At 66.8% G+C, this 19,022-nt stretch carries 18 protein-coding genes; 14 read left to right on the top strand and 4 right to left on the bottom strand.

The features are described from left to right. Positions 1 to 43: 43 nt before the first annotated feature. Positions 44 to 1,501, bottom strand: coding sequence for an exopolyphosphatase (locus Q8Q53_RS04280; RefSeq protein WP_305700514.1), 1,458 nt, complete (start codon positions 1,499 to 1,501; stop codon positions 44 to 46). Between the two features lie 210 nt (positions 1,502 to 1,711). On the opposite strand from Q8Q53_RS04280, the gene Q8Q53_RS04285 reads away from it, so the two are divergent. Continuing rightward, positions 1,712 to 2,386, top strand: coding sequence for a response regulator transcription factor (locus Q8Q53_RS04285; RefSeq protein ID WP_305700515.1), 675 nt, complete (start codon positions 1,712 to 1,714; stop codon positions 2,384 to 2,386). A 205-nt stretch (positions 2,387 to 2,591) separates the two neighbouring features. On the opposite strand, the gene Q8Q53_RS04290 is transcribed toward Q8Q53_RS04285, so the two are convergent. Continuing rightward, positions 2,592 to 5,261, bottom strand: coding sequence for a TonB-dependent receptor domain-containing protein (locus Q8Q53_RS04290; RefSeq protein WP_305700516.1), 2,670 nt, complete (start codon positions 5,259 to 5,261; stop codon positions 2,592 to 2,594). A 96-nt stretch (positions 5,262 to 5,357) separates the two neighbouring features. Next, positions 5,358 to 6,965: a hypothetical protein gene (locus Q8Q53_RS04295; protein WP_305700517.1), complete on the bottom strand. Its 1,608-nt coding sequence runs from the start codon at positions 6,963 to 6,965 to the stop codon at positions 5,358 to 5,360. A 292-nt stretch (positions 6,966 to 7,257) separates the two neighbouring features. Between Q8Q53_RS04295 and Q8Q53_RS04300 the strand changes: the two genes are divergently transcribed. The 13 genes from Q8Q53_RS04300 to Q8Q53_RS04360 all read left to right on the top strand — a co-directional run bounded on the left by Q8Q53_RS04300 (position 7,258) and on the right by Q8Q53_RS04360 (position 17,899). After that, positions 7,258 to 7,635 (top strand): tetratricopeptide repeat protein, encoded by a 378-nt coding sequence (locus tag Q8Q53_RS04300; protein ID WP_305700518.1) that lies wholly within the window; start codon positions 7,258 to 7,260, stop codon positions 7,633 to 7,635. A 142-nt stretch (positions 7,636 to 7,777) separates the two neighbouring features. Continuing rightward, positions 7,778 to 8,395: a lytic transglycosylase domain-containing protein gene (locus Q8Q53_RS04305; protein WP_371136502.1), complete on the top strand. Its 618-nt coding sequence runs from the start codon at positions 7,778 to 7,780 to the stop codon at positions 8,393 to 8,395. 5 nt (positions 8,396 to 8,400) lie between these two features. Next, positions 8,401 to 8,706 (top strand): TrbC/VirB2 family protein, encoded by a 306-nt coding sequence (locus Q8Q53_RS04310; RefSeq protein WP_305700519.1) that lies wholly within the window; start codon positions 8,401 to 8,403, stop codon positions 8,704 to 8,706. Between the two features lie 6 nt (positions 8,707 to 8,712). After that, positions 8,713 to 8,994, top strand: a complete 282-nt coding sequence (locus Q8Q53_RS04315) for a type IV secretion system protein VirB3 (protein ID WP_305700520.1) — start codon at positions 8,713 to 8,715, stop codon at positions 8,992 to 8,994. Between the two features lie 13 nt (positions 8,995 to 9,007). Beyond that, the gene (locus Q8Q53_RS04320) at positions 9,008 to 11,428 is read left to right on the top strand and encodes a VirB4 family type IV secretion/conjugal transfer ATPase (protein WP_305700521.1); all 2,421 of its coding nucleotides are present in this window, start codon (positions 9,008 to 9,010) and stop codon (positions 11,426 to 11,428) included. Then, positions 11,425 to 12,624: a type IV secretion system protein gene (locus Q8Q53_RS04325; protein WP_305700522.1), complete on the top strand. Its 1,200-nt coding sequence runs from the start codon at positions 11,425 to 11,427 to the stop codon at positions 12,622 to 12,624. Before Q8Q53_RS04320 ends, Q8Q53_RS04325 begins: the two co-directional genes overlap by 4 nt. Beyond that, positions 12,621 to 13,412 (top strand): TrbG/VirB9 family P-type conjugative transfer protein, encoded by a 792-nt coding sequence (locus tag Q8Q53_RS04330; RefSeq protein ID WP_305700523.1) that lies wholly within the window; start codon positions 12,621 to 12,623, stop codon positions 13,410 to 13,412. Before Q8Q53_RS04325 ends, Q8Q53_RS04330 begins: the two co-directional genes overlap by 4 nt. Positions 13,413 to 13,415: 3 nt before the next feature. Then, positions 13,416 to 14,525, top strand: a complete 1,110-nt coding sequence (locus Q8Q53_RS04335) for a TrbI/VirB10 family protein (RefSeq protein ID WP_305700524.1) — start codon at positions 13,416 to 13,418, stop codon at positions 14,523 to 14,525. Continuing rightward, complete coding sequence (gene virB11, locus Q8Q53_RS04340) at positions 14,522 to 15,517, top strand: P-type DNA transfer ATPase VirB11 (protein WP_305700525.1); 996 nt, start codon at positions 14,522 to 14,524, stop codon at positions 15,515 to 15,517. The genes Q8Q53_RS04335 and virB11 overlap by 4 nt, the downstream gene beginning before the upstream one ends. 49 nt (positions 15,518 to 15,566) lie before the next feature. Beyond that, positions 15,567 to 16,136, top strand: a complete 570-nt coding sequence (locus Q8Q53_RS04345) for a hypothetical protein (protein WP_305700526.1) — start codon at positions 15,567 to 15,569, stop codon at positions 16,134 to 16,136. Between the two features lie 84 nt (positions 16,137 to 16,220). Beyond that, on the top strand, positions 16,221 to 16,676 hold the full coding sequence (locus Q8Q53_RS04350) for a Dps family protein (RefSeq protein ID WP_305700527.1): 456 nt from the start codon (positions 16,221 to 16,223) through the stop codon (positions 16,674 to 16,676). Positions 16,677 to 16,790: 114 nt separating this feature from the next. After that, a complete protein-coding gene (locus tag Q8Q53_RS04355; protein ID WP_305700528.1) occupies positions 16,791 to 17,411 on the top strand; it encodes a 6-phosphogluconolactonase in 621 nt (206 codons plus the stop codon). After that, positions 17,399 to 17,899, top strand: coding sequence for an NUDIX domain-containing protein (locus tag Q8Q53_RS04360; RefSeq protein WP_305700529.1), 501 nt, complete (start codon positions 17,399 to 17,401; stop codon positions 17,897 to 17,899). Before Q8Q53_RS04355 ends, Q8Q53_RS04360 begins: the two co-directional genes overlap by 13 nt. On the opposite strand, the gene dinB is transcribed toward Q8Q53_RS04360, so the two are convergent. Beyond that, entirely contained in the window at positions 17,853 to 18,983 is a 1,131-nt protein-coding gene (dinB, locus tag Q8Q53_RS04365) for a DNA polymerase IV (RefSeq protein ID WP_305700530.1), read from the bottom strand. The genes Q8Q53_RS04360 and dinB overlap by 47 nt on opposite strands. Between the last annotated feature and the right edge of the window lie 39 nt (positions 18,984 to 19,022).

A 19,022-nucleotide genomic window follows, 5' to 3' on the forward strand; every position in this document is an offset into this window, starting at 1 on the left:
GCCGCAGGGCAGGTCACCCCCCTTTGCGGCAGGGCGTGCCCGGTCAGGGGCATGGCAGCCCCAGCCACGCCGCCAGATTGCGGCGGTGTTTTTCCACGCCATCGGTCAGCAATGGGCGCAGATCGGGCTGGACGGAAAGGTGCAAACCCTGGGCTGAGCGGGTCAGCGCGGAACCAGCCAGCACGTGCGGCACGCACAGGCTGAACTTGCGGCACAGCCGGATCGCCAGTCCCCAGCCCACCGCCTGATGCAACAACTCCGGCGGTGCCAGCTGTTGCAGGACCGGCGGCAATTCGCTGGTTCCGGCATTGGCCAGCGCAGTTGCGGCCAACACCGCACGGTCCCCGGCCGATGCGCCGATCCAGCGTTTGTGCAAGGCCCAGTCCATCGCTTCGGTCACGCGGCGGTTCGGTTCCGCGCGAAAGCTGGCCAGCGCCAGCATGGTTGCAGCCAGCCGCAGCGGCTCATCCGGGTTCGGGCCGGACGCAGCAGCGGTCCACTCCGCCACTTTGGCCGCAAGCGCGGGCGGACTGCCGCGCGCTTCGCCGAACGCGGCGACCCCGGCCAGCAGCGGGTGTTCACGCAATTCCGCGCGGCTCAGCCCGCCCAACAGCACCCCTTCACGCAGCCCCCAGGACGAAAAGATGATCCGGGTCGGCGCGAGTTCCTCCAGCAGCACTTCGAGCAGGGCCGCCGCATCGGGCAGCGCGGCCAGCCGCCCGGTCGGGATTCCGGCCGGACCCTTGACCAGTTTGCCCAGTTTCAGCGATTTGGCCAGTTCGGCAGCGGCGGCGGCGGTCAGTTCGTGGCCGTGCGGATCGTCCAGCGGCCAGCGCGCGCGCTGCATCGCGATCCGCGCCAGCGCCCGCCATGATCCGCCGACCAGATAAAGCGGTTGCGCCTGGCTGCCAGCCCATCCGGCGGTGGCCAGTTCGCGCCGTACGGCCGCGCCGAACGCTGCCGGGCCCGCTTCGCGCAGCGCGGTCAGGCGCAAGGTGCCAAGCGGCATGCTGGCGCCGTGTTCGCACCCGTCCGGGCTGATATGGATCAGCTCCAGACTGCCTCCGCCCAGATCGGCCACCACCCCGTGCGCGCCGGGGAAAGCCGCCTGCACGCCGCTGGCGCTGGCGAGCGCTTCTTCCGGACCGCTCAGCAGGCGCGGCTTCAGTCCCAGCGCCCGGATGCGGTCCATCAGTTCGGGACCATTGCTGGCATCGCGCACCGCCGCCGTCGCCACGGCATCGACAGCCGTAATGCCTTGCAGCCGCAGCAGCGCGGCATAGCGGGTCAGCGCGGCCAGCGCCTGCGCGGCGGCCTTGTCCGAAATGCGGCCGGTTTCCGCCATTCCCCGCCCCAGCCGGGCGGTGACCTTTTCATTGTGCAACACCACCGGCGCGCGCGGCGGTCCGCCGTAAATTACCAGCCGGACGGTGTTCGATCCGATGTCGATCACCGCACGCGGGGCAGCGGCGGCGGCAGACCGATCGGGCGAGGGGGGCATCGGGATACTCCTGCAACAACAACCGGCTGGTCGCACGGCACTCCTTGGGGGCGTTGTGGCGGCGGCGCAAGCACGGGTTGATCCGTGCGCTGACACGAAACCGTCATGCACACGACACATCGCATTGGCACAGGCCGATGGCGTGCCAGGTTCACGCTCCAGGTTCGTCCCGGGGTGCAACTGCCGCGCGGATCAACAGGGTTGGGGCCAATGCAGCATATCGACATCATCCTGACGCGCGAACCGGACGATGGGCTGGCCCCGTATACCCATGACCAGCTGTCGGTGACGTTCCATCTGTTCGGCCGGACGAGTGACCTGCCCCTGCTGGAAGGCGCAGTGTGGGTGTTTGTCGACTGGGTGCTGCCGAAGATTTCCGGGCTGGAAATGTGCCGCCAGCTGCGCTGCGATCCGCTGACGGCCAAGGCCCGGATCACGATGGTGCTGGATCAGGACGATCTGGATGCGCGCCGCCGGGCGTTGCGCGCTGGTGCGGACGATTACCTGATCGGCTTCCCCACCCGGCGGGTGTTGCTGGACCGGGCGCTGTCCAGTCTGGGCAGCATCGGTGAACTGTCCCGGCGGCAGTCGATCAGCCTGGGCGAACTGACCATCGAGCTGACCGCGTTTCAGGCCCGCTGGCAGGGCCAGCCGATCCGGCTGATGCCCAACGAACTGCGGCTGCTGCGCTTTCTGGTTGAGCATCCGGGACGGGTGTTCACCCGCCAGCAGCTGATCCAGGCGCTGGGCAAGCATGATTCGCCGATTGATGAACGCACGGTCGATGTCTGGGTTGGTCGCCTGCGCCGCGCGCTGGTGACGCACGGGGTCGCCCATGAACTGCGCACGGTGCGCTCGCTCGGCTACGTGCTCGATCCGGCGTGATGGCTTGAGCCGCAGTTCGCGGAAGAGCGAACTGCGGGAGCGGGCCGGCCCCTGAACTCTCCGAAACGGCAGGTTCGGATAAATCGAACTCTCCGAAACGGCAGGTTCGGATAAATCACACAAAAAATGGCCCGCTCCCACTGTGGGAACGGGCCGTGGAGGTGGTTGCCGGAGGACGGCCAGGCCGCCCTCCGCGCAGGGATCTTCAGAACTTCAATGAGGCCGAGAGCGAGAAGCTGCGCCCGACGTTGTAGGTGTTGATTTCCACCCGGTTGCCGCCGAGTTCCTGGAACTCTTCATGGCGACGGCCGGTGATGTTGCGGGCTTCGAACTTCAGGTCGACTTCCTGTCCGGCCAGCTTGATCCCCTGACGCGCGACGAAATCGAGCCGGATGCCGGGCCGTTCAACGATGTCCGGCATCCCGCCGCCGCCGCGGCTGACCACGCGGGTGCTGGCATAGGACAGCAGGAAGGTCTGCTGTGACAGCCGGTCGGTATCTTCAAAGCCGACCTGCAGGTTGGCGATGTGGTCCGACTGGCCGGTCATCGGCGTGCCATCGACGAAGTAGTTGGTGGCCGGCTGAACCGAAATACGGCCCAGGAAAACCGCCGCCGTATCGGTCGCATTCACCCCGATTTTCGATTTGGTGTACGTATAATTGGCCACGGTAATGAGGCGGCGGCTGGTCAGCAGTCCGCCCATTTCCGACAGGTCGATATACTTGGTGACTTCGATTTCCGCGCCATACAAGGTTGAGCGCGGCGCATTGGCATAGCTGGTTTCCAGCGAGTTGCCGGTGAAGCTGGTATACGCCTCGATCGGCTTGTCGATCTTCTTGTAGAAACCGGCCACGGCGAACCGCTGTTCCGGGGCAAAATACCATTCGAACCGGGCTTCGGCGTTGGTCAGCTTGCTGTCATTCAGCAGTGGGTTACCGCGATAGAGCCGGTCTGATTCCGGATCGTAATACTGCTGGAACATCATCTCGCGGAACTGCGGACGGGCGATCGTCTGCGATCCGTTGACGCGGAACTGCATCTTCGGGGCAAATTCCCACGTCACGGTGGCCGACGGCAGCCAGTGCTCGTTGTTGAGCAGGGTCGATGCACCGGAGTTCGACGGCACAATGAACTTCTGCAACGGGCTGACCGACTGGCGCGCGGTTTCATAGCGCACACCCAGATCGATGCTCAGGCCGTCGATCGGCTCGTAATTCACCTTGCCATACGCGCCGTGGATGCGCAGCCCGGCGGCGAAGGCCGGATCGCTCTGCGTGGTTTCGACCAGGTTGATCTTGTAAAAGTCGATGATCCCCGGCGCGAGCAGCAGGTCGGGACGCAGCATCGCCACGCCCGCACTTTCCTGGCTGAGGTTGAAATCACCCGGCGCGATGAACTGGAATTCGCGGCGGCTGGAGGTCCGCTGGGTGTCGGTAAACGCATAACCGACGCTGGCGGTCAGCCGCGGGGTCAGCAAATAGCTGACGTCGATCCCGCCATACCACAGATTCTCGTTCAGATCGGAGAACGACACAGCGGCGCTGCCGGTCTGGCCGTTGTTCAGCCGGTTGATGTAATACTGCCCGAAAATGTCGTTCGCGGAATTGGTGCGGACATACCCGATCGAGGTTTCATACGGGGCTTCGCGCTGCGAATTGGCATAAGTGCCGCGCAAGTCGACGTTCAGGTCGCCAAACCGCAATTCGCCGACGAACTGGCTGTCGAGCAACTGGCGTTCGAACCAGGCGGTATCCTGATTCATCCGCGAGTAACCGGTCTGGATATCGGTCCCGGCGGTCAGGCGGCCCTGCTTGATGGTGTCGCGGATATAGAGGTTGGTCAGGCGCAGCTTGTGGCGTCCGATTTCCAGCCCCACCCCGAGCAGGGCGTTGGCAACCATGCGGTTGTCGGTCACGACCCGGCGGGCATCGGATTCCAGTTCCGACAGATCCTGCGTAGAGGCGCGCTGCTGGATGCTGTCGCGCGTGGTCCACTTGTTGCTGAACCCGGCGGTGGCAATCAGACCCAGCGTGGCATCATCGCCGATTTCGACTGCGGTGCCGCCGCTCAGCGAGAGCGAATAATTGACCGGCAGGTTCTCGGTCTTTTGCAGCGTGGCGCGGCTGAACCGCACCAGCTGACCGGCGATTTCCTGGCGATTGATCGTCGGATCATCGATCGCCAGGCCGCTGTTGAAGAACGCGTTGAGCGCGGGCGGCGTATCGCGGCTGCCGTTGTCAAAGCCGGTCCAGTCGCTTTTCGCGCCAAAATAGGTGTAGCCGAAGTGGCCGGTGGTTTCGGTATCACCGCTGATCCCGGAGCTGATCGTCAGGAAGCTTTCCTTCGGAACCGCAGTGGTGGTCAGGTTGATCACGCCGCCGCCGAATTCACCGGGGAAGTTGGCCGAATAGCTCTTCTGGACCAGCGACGATGCGACCACGTTGGTCGGGAAAACATCCAGCGGAATGACCCGGCGCAGCGGTTCGGGGCTGGGGAGCGGCGAACCGTTGAGCAGCGCCAGCGAATAGCGATCGCCCAGACCGCGCACGTAAACGAACCCGCTGCCGACGACGCTCAGGCCGGTCACGCGGCCCAGCGCGCCTGCAATGTTGCCTTCACCCGTGCGGGCGATTTCAGCCGATGACAGCACCGAGACGACCTGATCGGCCGAGCGCGTGATGTTGCGATCGCGCGCGCCGGTGACCACGATTTCGCCGGGCAGCGAGATATCGATCTGCTCTTCTTCCACCGGTGCTTCGGTGGCCGGTGACGGTTCTTCCACCGGGGGCGCGGGCTGATCAGACGTCTGAGCCAGCGCAGGGGTGGCCAGGGCGGTCGAAAGCAGCAGCAGGGATGCAAGCCGCGGCGTGTTCATCGTGTTATCCCCCAAGGAAAACGGGTCATGAAATCAGGTGTGCAAAGGGGGGCAGCCGGGTATCGGCCGCCCCCCGTCACGGTTTCAGGCGGCCGATCAGTTGGTCGGCAGCGAGGTGCACAGGCCGGTGTTGCCGCTGCCGAACGAGGCGGCGGTCGAGTTGCAGGTCCAGCCCTGATACCAGGTGTCGGCGCTGTCCTTGACCGCACCGATGTAGTTGGTGGTGGTGAAGAACCCGGCCGGGGTGAGCGTGATCCCGTTGAAGGTCACGCCGTTCAGCGTGGCGGCATCGAACGCGGTGACCGCGTTTTCGTTCGCACCGTTGATGAACACGCTGGCCAGCGTCGGCGTGAAGCCGTCGTTGTTGTTGTTGCTGCCGGTGCCGAACAGCGCCGCCACCTGATCAACGGTGAGGCCCGAACCGACATACTTGGTCGCGCCGCACTGCATCACGACCGAACGGAAGCGCGGAGCGCCGAATTCGTCGATGGTCGCATCCTGCGTGGCGGAAGCGGTCTGGGTCCGGCTGACGCGCAGGCACGGATAGTTCGGGGAAGAAACGACGCCGTTGACCATGGTATAGTCGGTGCCGCCGCGCAGCAGCATCGCGGCGCTGGTATCGCCGGTGTTGTTGCGGTGGATGAAGGTGAAGTTGGCCAGATTCACGTTCTGGCGCGGGGTCTGCCCGTCCAGCGCGTTGTCCGAATCGGCTTCGATCATGCCGTTGCCGATGCCCTGGCGCTGTACGCCGATGACGTACTGGAAGTTACCCTTCAGGCCGGTGTCGGTATCCAGGTAATCGTCTTCCGCGCCCACCAGCACCAGGTGCTTCATGTTGACCCGGCCGCCGAACAGTTCGATCGCATCGTCAGAGCTGTTCACGCTCTGGATGTGATCCAGCACCGTGGCCGAACCGACGCCCTGCAGGGTCAGCGATTGCAGTTCGGAGTTGCCCGACAGGACATAGCCCGAATAGCGGATCTGGACATAGCTCATCCGGCCCGAATTGTCGTTGGCGGTTGCGCCGCCATAGACCGCCGGATCGGTCGCGCCTTCGGTCTGGCGTTCGCAGGCGGTGGTGCCCGGCGTCGCGCCCGAAGCGGAACAGTCGGTGATCGGCGCACGGCCCGAAAGCACGACACCGCCCCACTGGCCCGACGAATTGTCGGTGTTGAGGCCCAGCACGTTGTCGCGGCTGGTGAAGATGATCGGGGCAGCGGCAGTGCCGACAGCGCTGATCTTGTTGCCGCGATTGACGTGCAGCCACGAAACGCCGGTGCCGCCATAGATGATCACGCCCGGTTCGATGGTCAGCGTGACGTTGCTGTCAGCGGCCGAAGCGGTCGGCCCGCCATCGGTGCCGACATCGACGCGGCCCGGCATCTGGTAAAGCAGGCCCGGCAGCTTGGTGAGGGTGATCGACCGGTTGACCCGCGCAGGCAGGCTGCACACGCGCCAGGTTCCGGTCGGGCCGGTGATCGTGCCGGCATCGGTCAGGCCCTGCGGGTCGGCGATGGTCGGGCAGCCGGACGCGGGCGTCACGGTGCCGCCGGTTGGCGTCGGGGTGGGCGTGGGGGTCGGCGTGGGAGCCGGGGTGATGATGACGTTGCCGCCAGTGCCGGGCGAAGCGATGTCGCTCGGACCGCAACCAGCGAGCGCCACTGCGCTACAGCCGACCAGGAACAAGCCTTGGATGTTCTTCACGATAGGTCCCCTTGGGTAAATTCGAGCGACGCGACCGAGTGTGCCGTCGCGACTCGCCAACTAGGGAACCGAGGTGACAGTTTGTTTGCGATTTCTTGACGAAGAATCTATCAAACGTGCGACGGAAACGTGACACGCCGTCACACTTCTGCAATTCGAATCAGCCGGTTGCCTGATCCGAACTGCCGAAATCCGGTTTATTGCGCTTTTATGACAATTGCGGATTTTTTTTGCACCGCTGCCGGGTTGCCCATACCTTCGCTTCAACAACGTAAAAAAGTGGAGAGATGTCATGGCCCAAACCCTTATCCTCGCAGTCCTGCTCGCGGCCCAGTCGGCTGCTCCCGCCGTGCTGGTCGAAGCGCGCGGTGGTGACCGGGTGGACGTTGGCTACAGCGAACTCGCCGCCGGTCAGCCGCAAGCCGCGATTGAGCGGATTCAGGCGAATCGTGAACTCGATGCCAACGATCCGGCCGCGCTGATCAACCTGGGCGCGGCGCACGCGCGGATGGGCGAAGTGGCCGATGCCCGCGCGTTCCTGTCCGCCGCAATCGCCAGCCCGGACCGCTATGACCTGGAACTGGCCGATGGCCGCTGGATGGACTCCCGCCGCGCCGCACGGATGGCGATGGGGATGTTGCAAGAAGGCAAGACGCTGGCAGTTCGGTGACAATCAGCCGCAACCGGCGTTTCGCGCGCTCGCGCGCACGGACACTATAGTTGGCCATTCAGTTCGCATTCTTGTCGGCATGACGAGAGTTCGTCACAGAGCTGTCATGTAAAAAGCGCATTGCGCCCGCAAGGAGGGCGTAATGCTGCACAATTCGCCGATTCGAGTACTGTTGGCCGGAATGGTTGCTGCGTGGGCTGTTGCCCCGGCATCCGTCCGTGCCGACGTGCTGGAGATCGGCGGTGACGGGCATAGCTGGGTTGCGGGTGGTCCCCGCGTGCCTGCGCCCGTTACGTATGCCGCATCTGCCGCGCCCATGGATGGCCCGGCCGCAGCGCAGGCTTCTCTCACCGAAGTCGATGCCGCTGCCGGTCCGCAGGACTGGCGCGGGCGCGTGGCGGAACTTGCCGCCAAGTATGATATCAGCCCGGCCCTGCTGGAAGCGGTGGTCTGGCAGGAAAGCCGCTGGCGCACCGAGGCGGTTTCGCCCGTCGGCGCGCGCGGGCTGGCCCAGTTGATGCCGGGGACGGCGCGCGATCTGGGCGTCAATCCCCACAACCCCAATGCCAACCTGGAAGGCGGCGCACGCTATTTGCGGATGCAGCTCGATGCGTTCGGCGGCGACGTGGAAAAGGCGCTGGCCGCCTATAACGCCGGGCCGGGCCGTGTGCAGGCCGCCGGGGGAATCCCCGCCATTCGTGAAACCCGGGAATATGTCGCTGCGATTCTGGCGCGCCTGTCCCAACCTGTCCGGAGATGATTGTCATGCGTTCGCTGCGCACCCTGTTTTCCGCCGCCCTGCTTGCTCTTGTGCCGCAAACCGCCTTTGCCCAAACCGCCAACCCGGCCGGGTCTGGCCCGATCGTGGCCGCGCTTGGCTGGTTGCAGGGCACGCTGCTGGGCAATGTCGCCACTGCTGTCGCGGTGATGGCGGTCGCCGCCGTGGGCTTCATGATGCTGACGGGGCGGATGAACTGGCGCTTCGGCGCGACCGTGATCATCGGCACGTTTATCCTGTTCGGTGCAGGCGCAATCGTTTCGGGCATCCAGTCCGCCGCGATGGCGGGCTGACCGGCGATGGAACTCGCCCGCTTTCCGGTCCACCGGGCGCTGACCCGGCCGCAGATGTTCGCGGGCGTGACCTACAGCTTCTTCATCATCAACGCGGCGGTCACGACCGAGTTGTTCCTGATCACCAAAAGCTTTCTAGCGCTGCCCGCCGCCGCGCTGATCCACGGGATCGGCTATCTGGCGTGCCTGCGCGAACCCCGCGTGTTCGATCTGTGGATCACCAAGGTCAGCCGCTGCCCGCGCGTGCGCAACTGGCAGCGCTGGGGCTGCAATTCCTACGCGCCATGAAGGACGGGCGATAATGGGTATCTTTTCCGGCAAGGCCGAATCCATCGCCAGCTGGGGCCGCAAGGAGGCTCTGGTGGGCGACCGGCTGCCCTATCTGCGGCTGATCGACGACAACATCGTGCTGCTGCGCGACGGATCGGTCATGCTGTCGCTGCTGGTGCCGGGGCTGAGCTTTGAAACGGCGGACAGCGATGAACTGAACGCCCATGCCGCCACCCGTGAAGTGCTGCTGCGCAGTGCGCTTGATGCGCGGTTCGTGCTCTATCATCACGTTGTGCGCCGCCGGGTCCATGTGGAACTCGACGCGCAGTTCGATGATCCCATCGCCGCGCATATCGACGCGCGCTGGCGCGCCAAGCTGGCGGGTGGGGCGCTGTTCGTGAACGACCAGTTCGTCACGCTGGTGCGTCGTCCCGCGCGCGGCAAGGCCGGCTGGCCGGAACGGATCGGCCGGATGTTCAAGCAGCGCGGCGCGGACGGGGTCGAACCCGATCCGGCGGACCTGCGTTCACTGCGGGCGGCTGCGGGCGCAATGGCGGCCTCACTCGGCAGCTATGGCGCGCGGTTGCTGGGCGATTATGACGGTGCGGGCGGGCGGTGCAGCGAAGTGCTGGAACTGCTCTCCGCGCTGACCAACGGCGAAATGCGCCCGGTGCGCAAGCCCGCAGAAGATACCGATCTGGGGCGGATGCTGCCGTACAAGCGGATCAATTTCGGCCTCGATGCGCTGGAACAGCGCGGCGCGGGCGATGCCAGCTTTGCCGCGATGATCAGCCTGAAGGACTATCCCGACAGCACCGGCCCCGGCCTGACCGACGCGCTGCTGCGCCTGCCGTGCGAACTGGTGCTGACCGAAAGCTATGCCCCCGCTGACCGGCAGGTCGCGCGCGAACGGATTGATCTGGCCATCCGCCGCCTGCGCTCGGCGGACGAGGAAGCGATGGCTGAACGCCGCGAGATGCAGGCCGCGCGTGATGCGCTGGGCGTCGGTGCGGTCGGCTTTGGCGATCATCACCTGGCGGTGCTGGTCCGCAGTGACCGGCTGGAAACGCTGGACGAAACCGCCGCCGCCTGCGCCGCCGCGCTGGCCGATGCCGGGGCCGTCGCGGTGCGCGAGGACGTGAACCTTGAGCCGTGCTTCTGGGGCCAGTTCCCCGGCAATGAGGATCTGGTGGTCCGCCGCGCGCTGATTTCCAGCGCCAACATGGCCTGTTTCGGCTCGCTCCACGGCCATGCGCTGGGGCAGGCCAGCGGGAACCACTGGGGCGAGGCGGTGACGCTGCTCCAGACCACCAGTTCCACGCCGTTTTTCTTCAATTTCCACAACGGCGATCTCGGCAATTTCTCGATCATCGGCCCGTCGGGTTCGGGCAAGACCGTGGTGATGAACTTCCTCGCCGCACAGGCGCAGAAATTTTCCCCCCGCACCATCCTGTTCGACAAGGATCGCGGCGCCGAAGTGTTCGTGCGCGGGATCGGCGGGCGCTACAGCCGGATCGCGGCGGGCAGCCCCAGCGGGTTCAATCCGCTCGCGCTGGCGGATTCGCCGCTCAACCGCGCGTTCCTGCGTGACTGGCTGGGGGTGCTGCTGGGCGCGTCCGGGCCGGAAGAACTGGCAACGATCAGCGCGGCGGTCGATGCCGCCTATGCCAACGATCCGGCGCTGCGCCGCCTCAGCCATTTCCGCGAACTGCTGGCCGGCACCCGCCGCCCGCAGCCGGGCGATCTCGCCAGCCGGCTGGACGCGTGGATCGGCAGCGGTGAGCATGGCTGGCTGTTCGACAACGCCGATGACCGGCTGGACCTGTCGGCCCGCACGCTGGGCTTTGACATGACCGCGCTGCTGGAAACCCCGCGCCTGCGCACTCCGGTGATGATGTACCTGTTCCACCGGATCGAGGAACGGCTGGACGGCGAACCGACGATCATCCTGATCGATGAAGGCTGGAAGGCGCTCGACGACGAAGTTTTCGCCGCGCGCATCCGCGACTGGCTGAAGACCCTGCGCAAGCGCAACGCGCTGGTCGGGTTCGCCACGCAAAGCGCGCGCGATGCGCTCGACAGCCGGATTTCGACCGCGCTGGTCGAACAGACCGCGACGATGATCTTCATGCCCAATGCCCGCGCCCGGGCAGAGGATTACTGCGAAGGCTTTGGCCTGACCGCGCACGAGCTGGACCTGATCCGCACCCTGCCCGCGCACAGCCGCTGCTTCCTGATCCGCCAGCCCGACGCCTCGGTCGTTGTGCGGCTGGACCTGTCGGGGATGCCTGAAGTGCTCACGCTGTTGTCGGGCCGTGAAAGCACGGTGCGGCGGCTCGATACTCTGCGCGCCGAATATGGCGATGCGCCAGCCGCATGGTATCCGGCGCTGACGGGGGAGCTGTGGCCGGGTGAAACGCAGGCCGAAATGTGGACCGAGGCCGCCGAATGAGCGCCTGCGAACAGCTGTCCGCCAACGCCGCCGCCGGGGTTGCCCCGGCGCTGCGGGCGGTCGATTGCCTCGCCAGCGAAACCACGGCGGCGGCATTCGGGCGGCTGTTTGGCGGCGACGGCGCGCTGGTTCCGGCGCTGACGATCCTGCTGACGCTGTATATCGCGTTCTTCGCGGTTTCGCTGTTGACCGGGCGCAGCCGGATCGGCATTTCCGCGCTGACCCCGCGGATGATGACACTGGGGCTGGTGCTGACCTTCGCGACCAGCTGGGTCGCCTATCAAAGCGTGGTCTGGAACCTGGCGATTGGTGCGCCGGACCAGATCGCCAGCGTGCTGACCGGAGCGAAAGGCTCTGCCACACAGATCTTCGCCGACCGGATCGACATGATTTTCGCCGCCATCGCCGAAGTCGCCCAGCCCGGCGCGACCAATGGCGAAAGCAGCGGGCAGGGGGCGGGCAGCAGCTTTACCCCTGGCAACCTGATGTGGCTGGGCGCGCTGCTCCTGCTGCTCGGCACGGTCGGCGTGCTGGTGACGGCGCGGATCGCGCTGGCGGTGCTGCTGGCGGTTGGCCCGGTGTTCGTGGTGTTCGCGCTGTTCGGCGGCACGCGCGGCCTGACCGCCGGATGGCTGCGCGGGGTGGTGCTGACCGCCGTGACACCGCTGTTCGTGGTGACCGGCGGCGGGATCGTAATGGAATTGCTGATCCCGATTGTTGCCGCCTTGCGCTCGGCCGAAGGCGGGGTCGATGGCCGCGCCGCGCTGGCGCTGTTCATGATCGCGGCGGTTCACGTCGCGTTGATGGCGATGGTGCTGAAAGTGGCCGGTTCGGTCGTGTCCGGCTGGCAGGTGTTCGGGCTGGCCAAGGCCGATCCGGCGGAAAGCAACGATGCCGCCGTGGCCGCTGCCGCATCGGCCGGCGCTGCTGCCGCCGCGCCGGCCCAGCCGCTGGCCTCATCGTCCGCTTCGGCCCGCCGCCCGGCACTGGTTGCCGCTCCGGTGATGACCGCCGATGGCGCCGCCGCCCCGGCCAGCACATCCGGCCATGGCCGCACCAGCCGTACGGTCGTCAACCAGATCGCCGCCCCCGCAGGCGGCGCAGTTTTGCCACCGCTGTCCAATCGCCGCGCGCGCGGGATTGGCAGCCGGTTTCGTTCCCAGCCGAGCAACCCCGTTCGGGAGATGATTCGATGATCCGCATACCGCTGCTGACCGCTGCCTTGCTGGCGGCCACGGCCACGCCGCTCGTGGCGAAAGACGCCCGCCTCGCCACGCGCCTGTTCAATCCGGACGAAGTGGTCCGGGTCGAGGGCAAGATGGGCGTCCAGGCCTCGATCGCCTTTGCCGAGGATGAGCGGATCGAGAACGTCGCGATCGGCGATTCGAACAGCTGGCAGGTCACCCCCAACAAGCGCGCGAACCTGCTGTTCGTGAAGCCGCTGGCGGCCAAGGCCCAGACCAACATGACGGTGGTGACCGATCAGCGGACCTATTTCTTCGATCTGGTGGCAGGCGCCGCTGGCGCACCGCTTTACGTGCTGCGCTTTACCTATCCCGATGCGCCGAAGCCCGTGCAGACCGCTACTGCCCCCGCTTTGACAACCGAGGAATCGCAAATGATCGCCGCCAAGGGCGCTGATGTGCCGGTCGATCCGGCGGTGCTCAACTTTGCCTGGCGCAGCAAGGGCAAGGCCGCGCTGCTGCCCGCCCGCGTCTATGACGATGGCATGGCGACGTACCTGCAATGGTCCGCCAGCACGCCGATCCCCGCGATCCAGATCCGCGACGAAGCGGGTACCGAAGGCCCGGTAAACTTCGCCGTGCGCGGCGATGTGATCGTGATCGACGGGGTGCCGGGACTGATCGTGCTGCGTTCGGGCAAGGACTTTGCCACCATTGAAAACGCCGGTCCGCCGCGCAAGCAGGCTGCGCTGGCCGCCCTGCCGTCCGCGCCTGCGCCCGTGCCGGCAAAGGAGCAGTAAGCCATGCGCACCAACCGCCTTCCCGAACGGATTGCCCCGCAGGACAACCATGACCCGCGCGAAGGGCAGGGGGCGCAGATCATCGATCTCACCACCCGCAACGTCCTGCCCGCCGTCACCCAGCGCAAACCGCGCGGTGAAGGGCTGGGGATGCTGGCCGGGGTAACGCTGGTCGCGGTGCTGGGCGGGGTGACGCTGTGGAGCATGGATGCTGCGCGCACCGGCCAGCAGCAACCGCCCGCGCAGGCCGCTGCCCCTGCCGCCGCGCCGCCGGTTGACGCCGCCCCGGCGGTTCCGGCTGAGGCGATGACCCCGCAGGGCAACCCCAATCTGGCCGCGCCGCCGCAGCAGGCCGTGCTCGCCGCTCCGCCGCAGGGCGCCGTCATGACGGCCCCCGCCAGCAACCCGGCAGCATCGCCGACAGTCGTGTTCGATGCCAGCGCGCTGCCGATGGCGATGGGTGCGCCGATCGCCCCGATTGGCGCGCCCGCTGGCGGTACCGGTACCGGCGCGGATGATTTCGCCACCCGCATCGGCGGGGTCGGCGGGACGACGGCGACTGCCGCCGCCAGTTTCGATCCCAAGACCACCGTCACGCAGGGCACGCTGATTCCCGCCGTGCTGGAAACCGCGATTGATACTGACGTGCCGGGCTATGTCCGCGCGGTCGTGTCGGTCGATGTCCGCTCGTTCGATGGCAGCCGCGTGCTGGTCCCGCGCTCCTCGCGGCTGATCGGGCAATACAAGAGCGGGCTGCAGGCGGGTCAAAAGCGCGCCTATGTCATCTGGACGCGGCTGATCCGGCCCGATGGCGTGTCGGTCAACATTGCCTCGCCAGCCGTCGGCTTCGCCGGGGAAACCGGGCTGGCGGGCAAGGTCAACACGCACTTTTTCGAACGGTTCGGTTCGGCCATGCTGCTGTCGGTGGTCGGCGGGCTGTCGGCGCTGGGCGGCAACGCCGGGGTGATTATCGCCGGGGGCGGGCAATCCGCTGCCGCTGCTGCGGTCGGCCAATCCGGCCAGATCGGCCCGACCGTGCGCGTGCGGCAGGGCCAGCCGATCCGGGTGTTCACCGCCCGTGACCTCGACTTTTCGCGGGTCAGCACACAATGAGCAGCGCCCCGCTGGTGCTGCCGGTTGCCGCGCCCGCGCCGCCGCGCAGCGTCTATCTCGATGCCTATCTCGCCCCGTTCCGCCCCTGGCTGGAACGCGAAACGGTGACCGAACTGCTGGTCAACGCGCCGGGCGAGTTATGGGTCGAAGACGCCGAGCAAGCGGGGATGCAGCGGATCGCGCTGCCGGAGGTCACCGACCAGCTGCTCCAGCGGCTGGCCGAACAGGTCGCGCGCGTCAGCCATCAGGGGATCAACCGCGAACATCCGCTGCTCGCCGCGACCCTGCCCGATGGCGCGCGCATCCAGCTCTGCGGCCCGCCAGCCACGCGCCAGCACTGGACCATGGCGATCCGCCGCCACCGCCTGCTGGATCTGCCGCTTGATGCCTATGATCGCGGCCCGATCACGCCCGCGCCCGAAACCCCCACGCCCGATCCACTGGCCGAGCCGATTGCCTATTTGCGCGATGCCGTGCGCCGCCGCCGGACGATCCTGATCGCGGGCGGCACATCCACGGGCAAGACCACGTTCCTCAATGCGATGCTGCGCGAAATCCCGGAGCATGAACGCGTCGTGCTGGTGGAAGATACCGCCGAACTGCGCCTCCCCGGTGCCAATGGCGTCGGCCTGATTGCGGTGAAGGGCGAACTGGGTGAGGCGAAGGTTTCGGCCAATGACCTGCTGCAAGCCGCGCTGCGGCTGCGGCCCGACCGGATCGTGCTGGGCGAACTTCGGGGCACCGAAACGGTCAGCTTCCTGCGCGCGATCAACACCGGGCATCCGGGCTCGTTCTCGACCGTCCACGCCAACACCCCGCGCGGCGCGCTGGAACAGATCGCGCTGATGGCGATGCAGACCGGGATCGGCCTGACCCGCGCCGAAACGCTGGAATATGCCGCATCGGTGATCGACATCGTCGTCCAGCTGGATCGGCAGGGCGGCCAGCGCGGGATCGCCGCCATCGCGGAATCGCGCAGCTTGCTGGGGTAACTACCTGTTTCGCTTGACCTGCGCCCCTGCACCTTGGCAGCACGGCGCGGTGTCAGGATTTCTGTTTGCCTTCATTGCCCTGCTGATCACGGGGATCGGTGCGCGCGACCAGTTGCTGGTTGCGGCGCTGGCGGACCGGCGCGGGCAGCGCCCAGCTGCGCTGCTGGTCGGCATGGCCAGCGCGGGCCTGACCGCCGGGATCGCGGCGGGCGGCGCGGCGCTGGTCATTCCGATGCTGAACGGCAATGCGCGGCTGTTTCTGGCGGCGCTGGCGCTGGGGCTGGCGGGCGCGGAAATGCTGATCGCGCGGGCCAGCCCTGCTCCGAAAGAGCCGACCGATTCGCTGGGTGCGTTCGCGCTGGTCTTGTTCGCGCAGCAACTGACCGATGCGGCGCGCTTCGTGCTGTTCGGGATTGCCGTTGCGACCGGCGCTATCCTCCCTGCTGCGCTGGGCGGAGCCGCCGGGGGCGCGGGCGTAATCGCAGTGGGCTGGATTGTGCGGCGGGCGCGCTGGCGCAGCGCCAGCTGGCGGCGCTGCGGCGCGGGCTGGGCGGCGTCCTGCTGGCGGTGGCGGTGGTGCTGGCGCTGCGGGCGACCGGGCGGTTATAATCGCTCATAACGATCAAACTTTCCATTTTAATCGCTTTGATTGTTTTATCCGGAGGCGATATAAGCGGCCAACACTGGAGGAAAGGGCATCATCATGGGAAATCACAACGCCAGGGCCGCATTGGTCGACAGCCTGAACGCGCTACTCGCGGATTGCTTCGCGCTCTATATCAAGACCAAGAACTTCCACTGGCACGTCGGCGGCCCGCAGTTCCGTGACCTGCACCTGCTGTTCGACGAACAGGCGGCGGAGATTTTCGCGCTGACCGACCTGATCGCCGAACGCGTCCGCAAGAACGGTGCGGCGACGCTGACCTCGATCGGTTCGATCGCGGGCAAGAGCCGGATCAAGGATCAGGACGACGCGGACCTGTCTGCCGCCGCGATGATCGCGCAGCTGAAAGCCGACAACGAAACCCTGATCGCGGCGCTTCGCGAAACCAAGGCGGCGGCCGGTGCGGCGGGCGACAACGCGACGGATGGCGCGATTGACGACTGGACCGATCAGGCTGAACAGCGCGTGTGGTTCCTGGGGCAGTTGTTGAAGTAAGCGCTGAACCCCCACCCATCCCTCCGCACCGGGGAGGGGCCTTCCGGATTGATGGCAAAGAATACCATTGCAGCGCCGTTCCGGCAGCGGGCGGGCGGTGCTAATGCGCGTTCCATGGCAAATGTGACGATCATCGAGAACGCGGACGACGCCGACATTGCGGCCTGGCTGGCAGAGCGGCTGCAACAGGCGCTCGGCGTGAGCGACGGCGAAATCGCGATCACGATTCCCGGCGGCTCCACTCCGTTTCCGATTCTGGCGGCATTGGCGGACAGCGATCTCGACTGGTCGCGGATCGCGGTCTGGCCGGGGGATGACCGCATCGTGGCCGAGGATCACCCGGCCAGCAATGTCGGCCGCATCCGCGCCGCGCTGGAACCGCTGGGCGCGCGGGTCGTCGCGCTGGCCGAAGGGGCGCTGCTGCCGCATTTCGCGCTGACCTGGCTGGGGATGGGCGGGGACGGGCACATCGCCTCGCTGTTCCCGAACACCGATCCACAAGTGGACGATCCCCAAGCCTTGCGGCGGCTGGTGCCCGATCCCTTGCCGCCCGAAGCGCCGTTCGCGCGGCTCAGCCTGACGATCCCGGCGCTGCTGGACAGCGATGCCCTGCTGTTCGTGATGCGCGGGGCGGACAAGCGTGCGGTGTTTGACGGCGCGATCCGGGGCGAGCACGATTTGCCGGTTGCGCGCCTGTTGGGGGCGGCGCATCAACCGGTGACATGCTTCACCTGATCCCCGCCCCCCTGCACCGTGCCGGCCTGACCCTGGCCCACGCGGTGCGGATTCGCTGGTGGCGATGGCGCAAGCCGCTCCTAATCGGTTGCCGGGTGCTGGCCTTCGACACCGACGGGCGCGTGCTGCTGATCCGCCATTCCTATGGCAGCGGGCGCTGGATGCTGCCCGGCGGCGGGGTTGACCGGGGCGAGGACGCGCTGGCAGCGGGAATCCGCGAGCTGGCCGAAGAGACCGGCTGCGCCCTGATCGACCCGATCCTGTTCGGACAAGTCGAGGAACCGCTCCACGGCACGACCAACCGCGTCCATCTGGTCACCGGCACAGCCAGCGGCGCGGTGCAGGGGGATGGCCGCGAAGTGATCGAAGCGACGTTCTTCGCGCTCGATGCGCTGCCACCAGACCTGTCGCACCTCGTCGATCGCTATTTGGCCGACTGGGTCATAACAGCGACAGCTGCGCGTCAGGACCGGTCGCCGGGGGCGTAGCCTCCTCCTCGCCATCCAGATGCGACAGGATGAGGCCCATCAGCCGGATCGGCTGGGCCAGTGGCAGGACTTCATCCAGCAGGGCATGGGCGATGGCTGAAAACTCGGCGCGGCTGGCGACCGGCTGCGCGGTGGAGCGGGCGCGGGTCAGGCCGGTGAAATCGGTAAACTTCAGCTTCAGCGTGACCGTGCGGCCCTGCGCGTGGGCACGCTCGATCCGTTCCCACGTCAGCGCGATGATCCGTTCCAGCGTTTCGCGCAGGGCCGAGCCAGCGGAAATGTCGCGCTCAAAGGTGCGTTCGGTGCCGACCGACTTGCGCGGACGGTTGGCCTTGACCCGGCGCAAGTCGATCCCGCGCGCGGCACGGTAGAGGTAATCGGCTTGACTGCCGAACTGGCGGCGCAGGAAATCGATGTCCTGCGCCGCCAGGTCCGCGCCGGTTTCGATCCCCAGCTGCGCCATCTTTTCCGCGCCGCGCGGGCCGATCCCGTGGAACCGCCGCACCGGCAGCGCGGCGACGAACCGCGCGCCGTCACCGGGGCGGATCACGCAGAGGCCATCGGGCTTGTTCTGGTCACTCGCCAGCTTGGCCAGGAACTTGTTGTAGGACACGCCTGCGCTGGCGGTCAGCCCGGTCTCGGCCCTGATCCGCGCCCGGATCAGCTGGGCGATGCGGGTGGCGCTGCCGATCCCTTTGAGGTCTTCGGTCACGTCCAGATAGGCCTCGTCCAGGCTGAGCGGCTCGACATGGGGGGTGTAGTCCAGAAAGACCTCGCGAATCTGGCGCGATACGGCGGAATAGACATCGAACCGGGGGCGGCGGAACACCAGTTTCGGGCAGAGCCGCCGCGCGGTGACCGATGCCATCGCCGATTTCACGCCATACCGCCGTGCCTCGTAACTTGCCGCTGCGACCACGCCGCGCGGGCCGTCGCCGCCCACGGCCACTGGCAGGCCGCGTAGCTCCGGCTCGTCGCGCTGCTCCACGCTTGCGAAAAAGGCGTCCATGTCGATGTGGATCACCTTGCGCAGGCTGGGGGCGATGTCGTCGTCCGGTTCATGATCGGGGGGCGGTTCGGCCATGCCCCACGATAGCCTGACCGGGGCGCATACGAAAAGAGT

Origin of the sequence: Novosphingobium sp., assembly GCF_030699305.1 — a bacterium.
In the GTDB taxonomy this organism is placed as follows: domain Bacteria; phylum Pseudomonadota; class Alphaproteobacteria; order Sphingomonadales; family Sphingomonadaceae; genus Novosphingobium.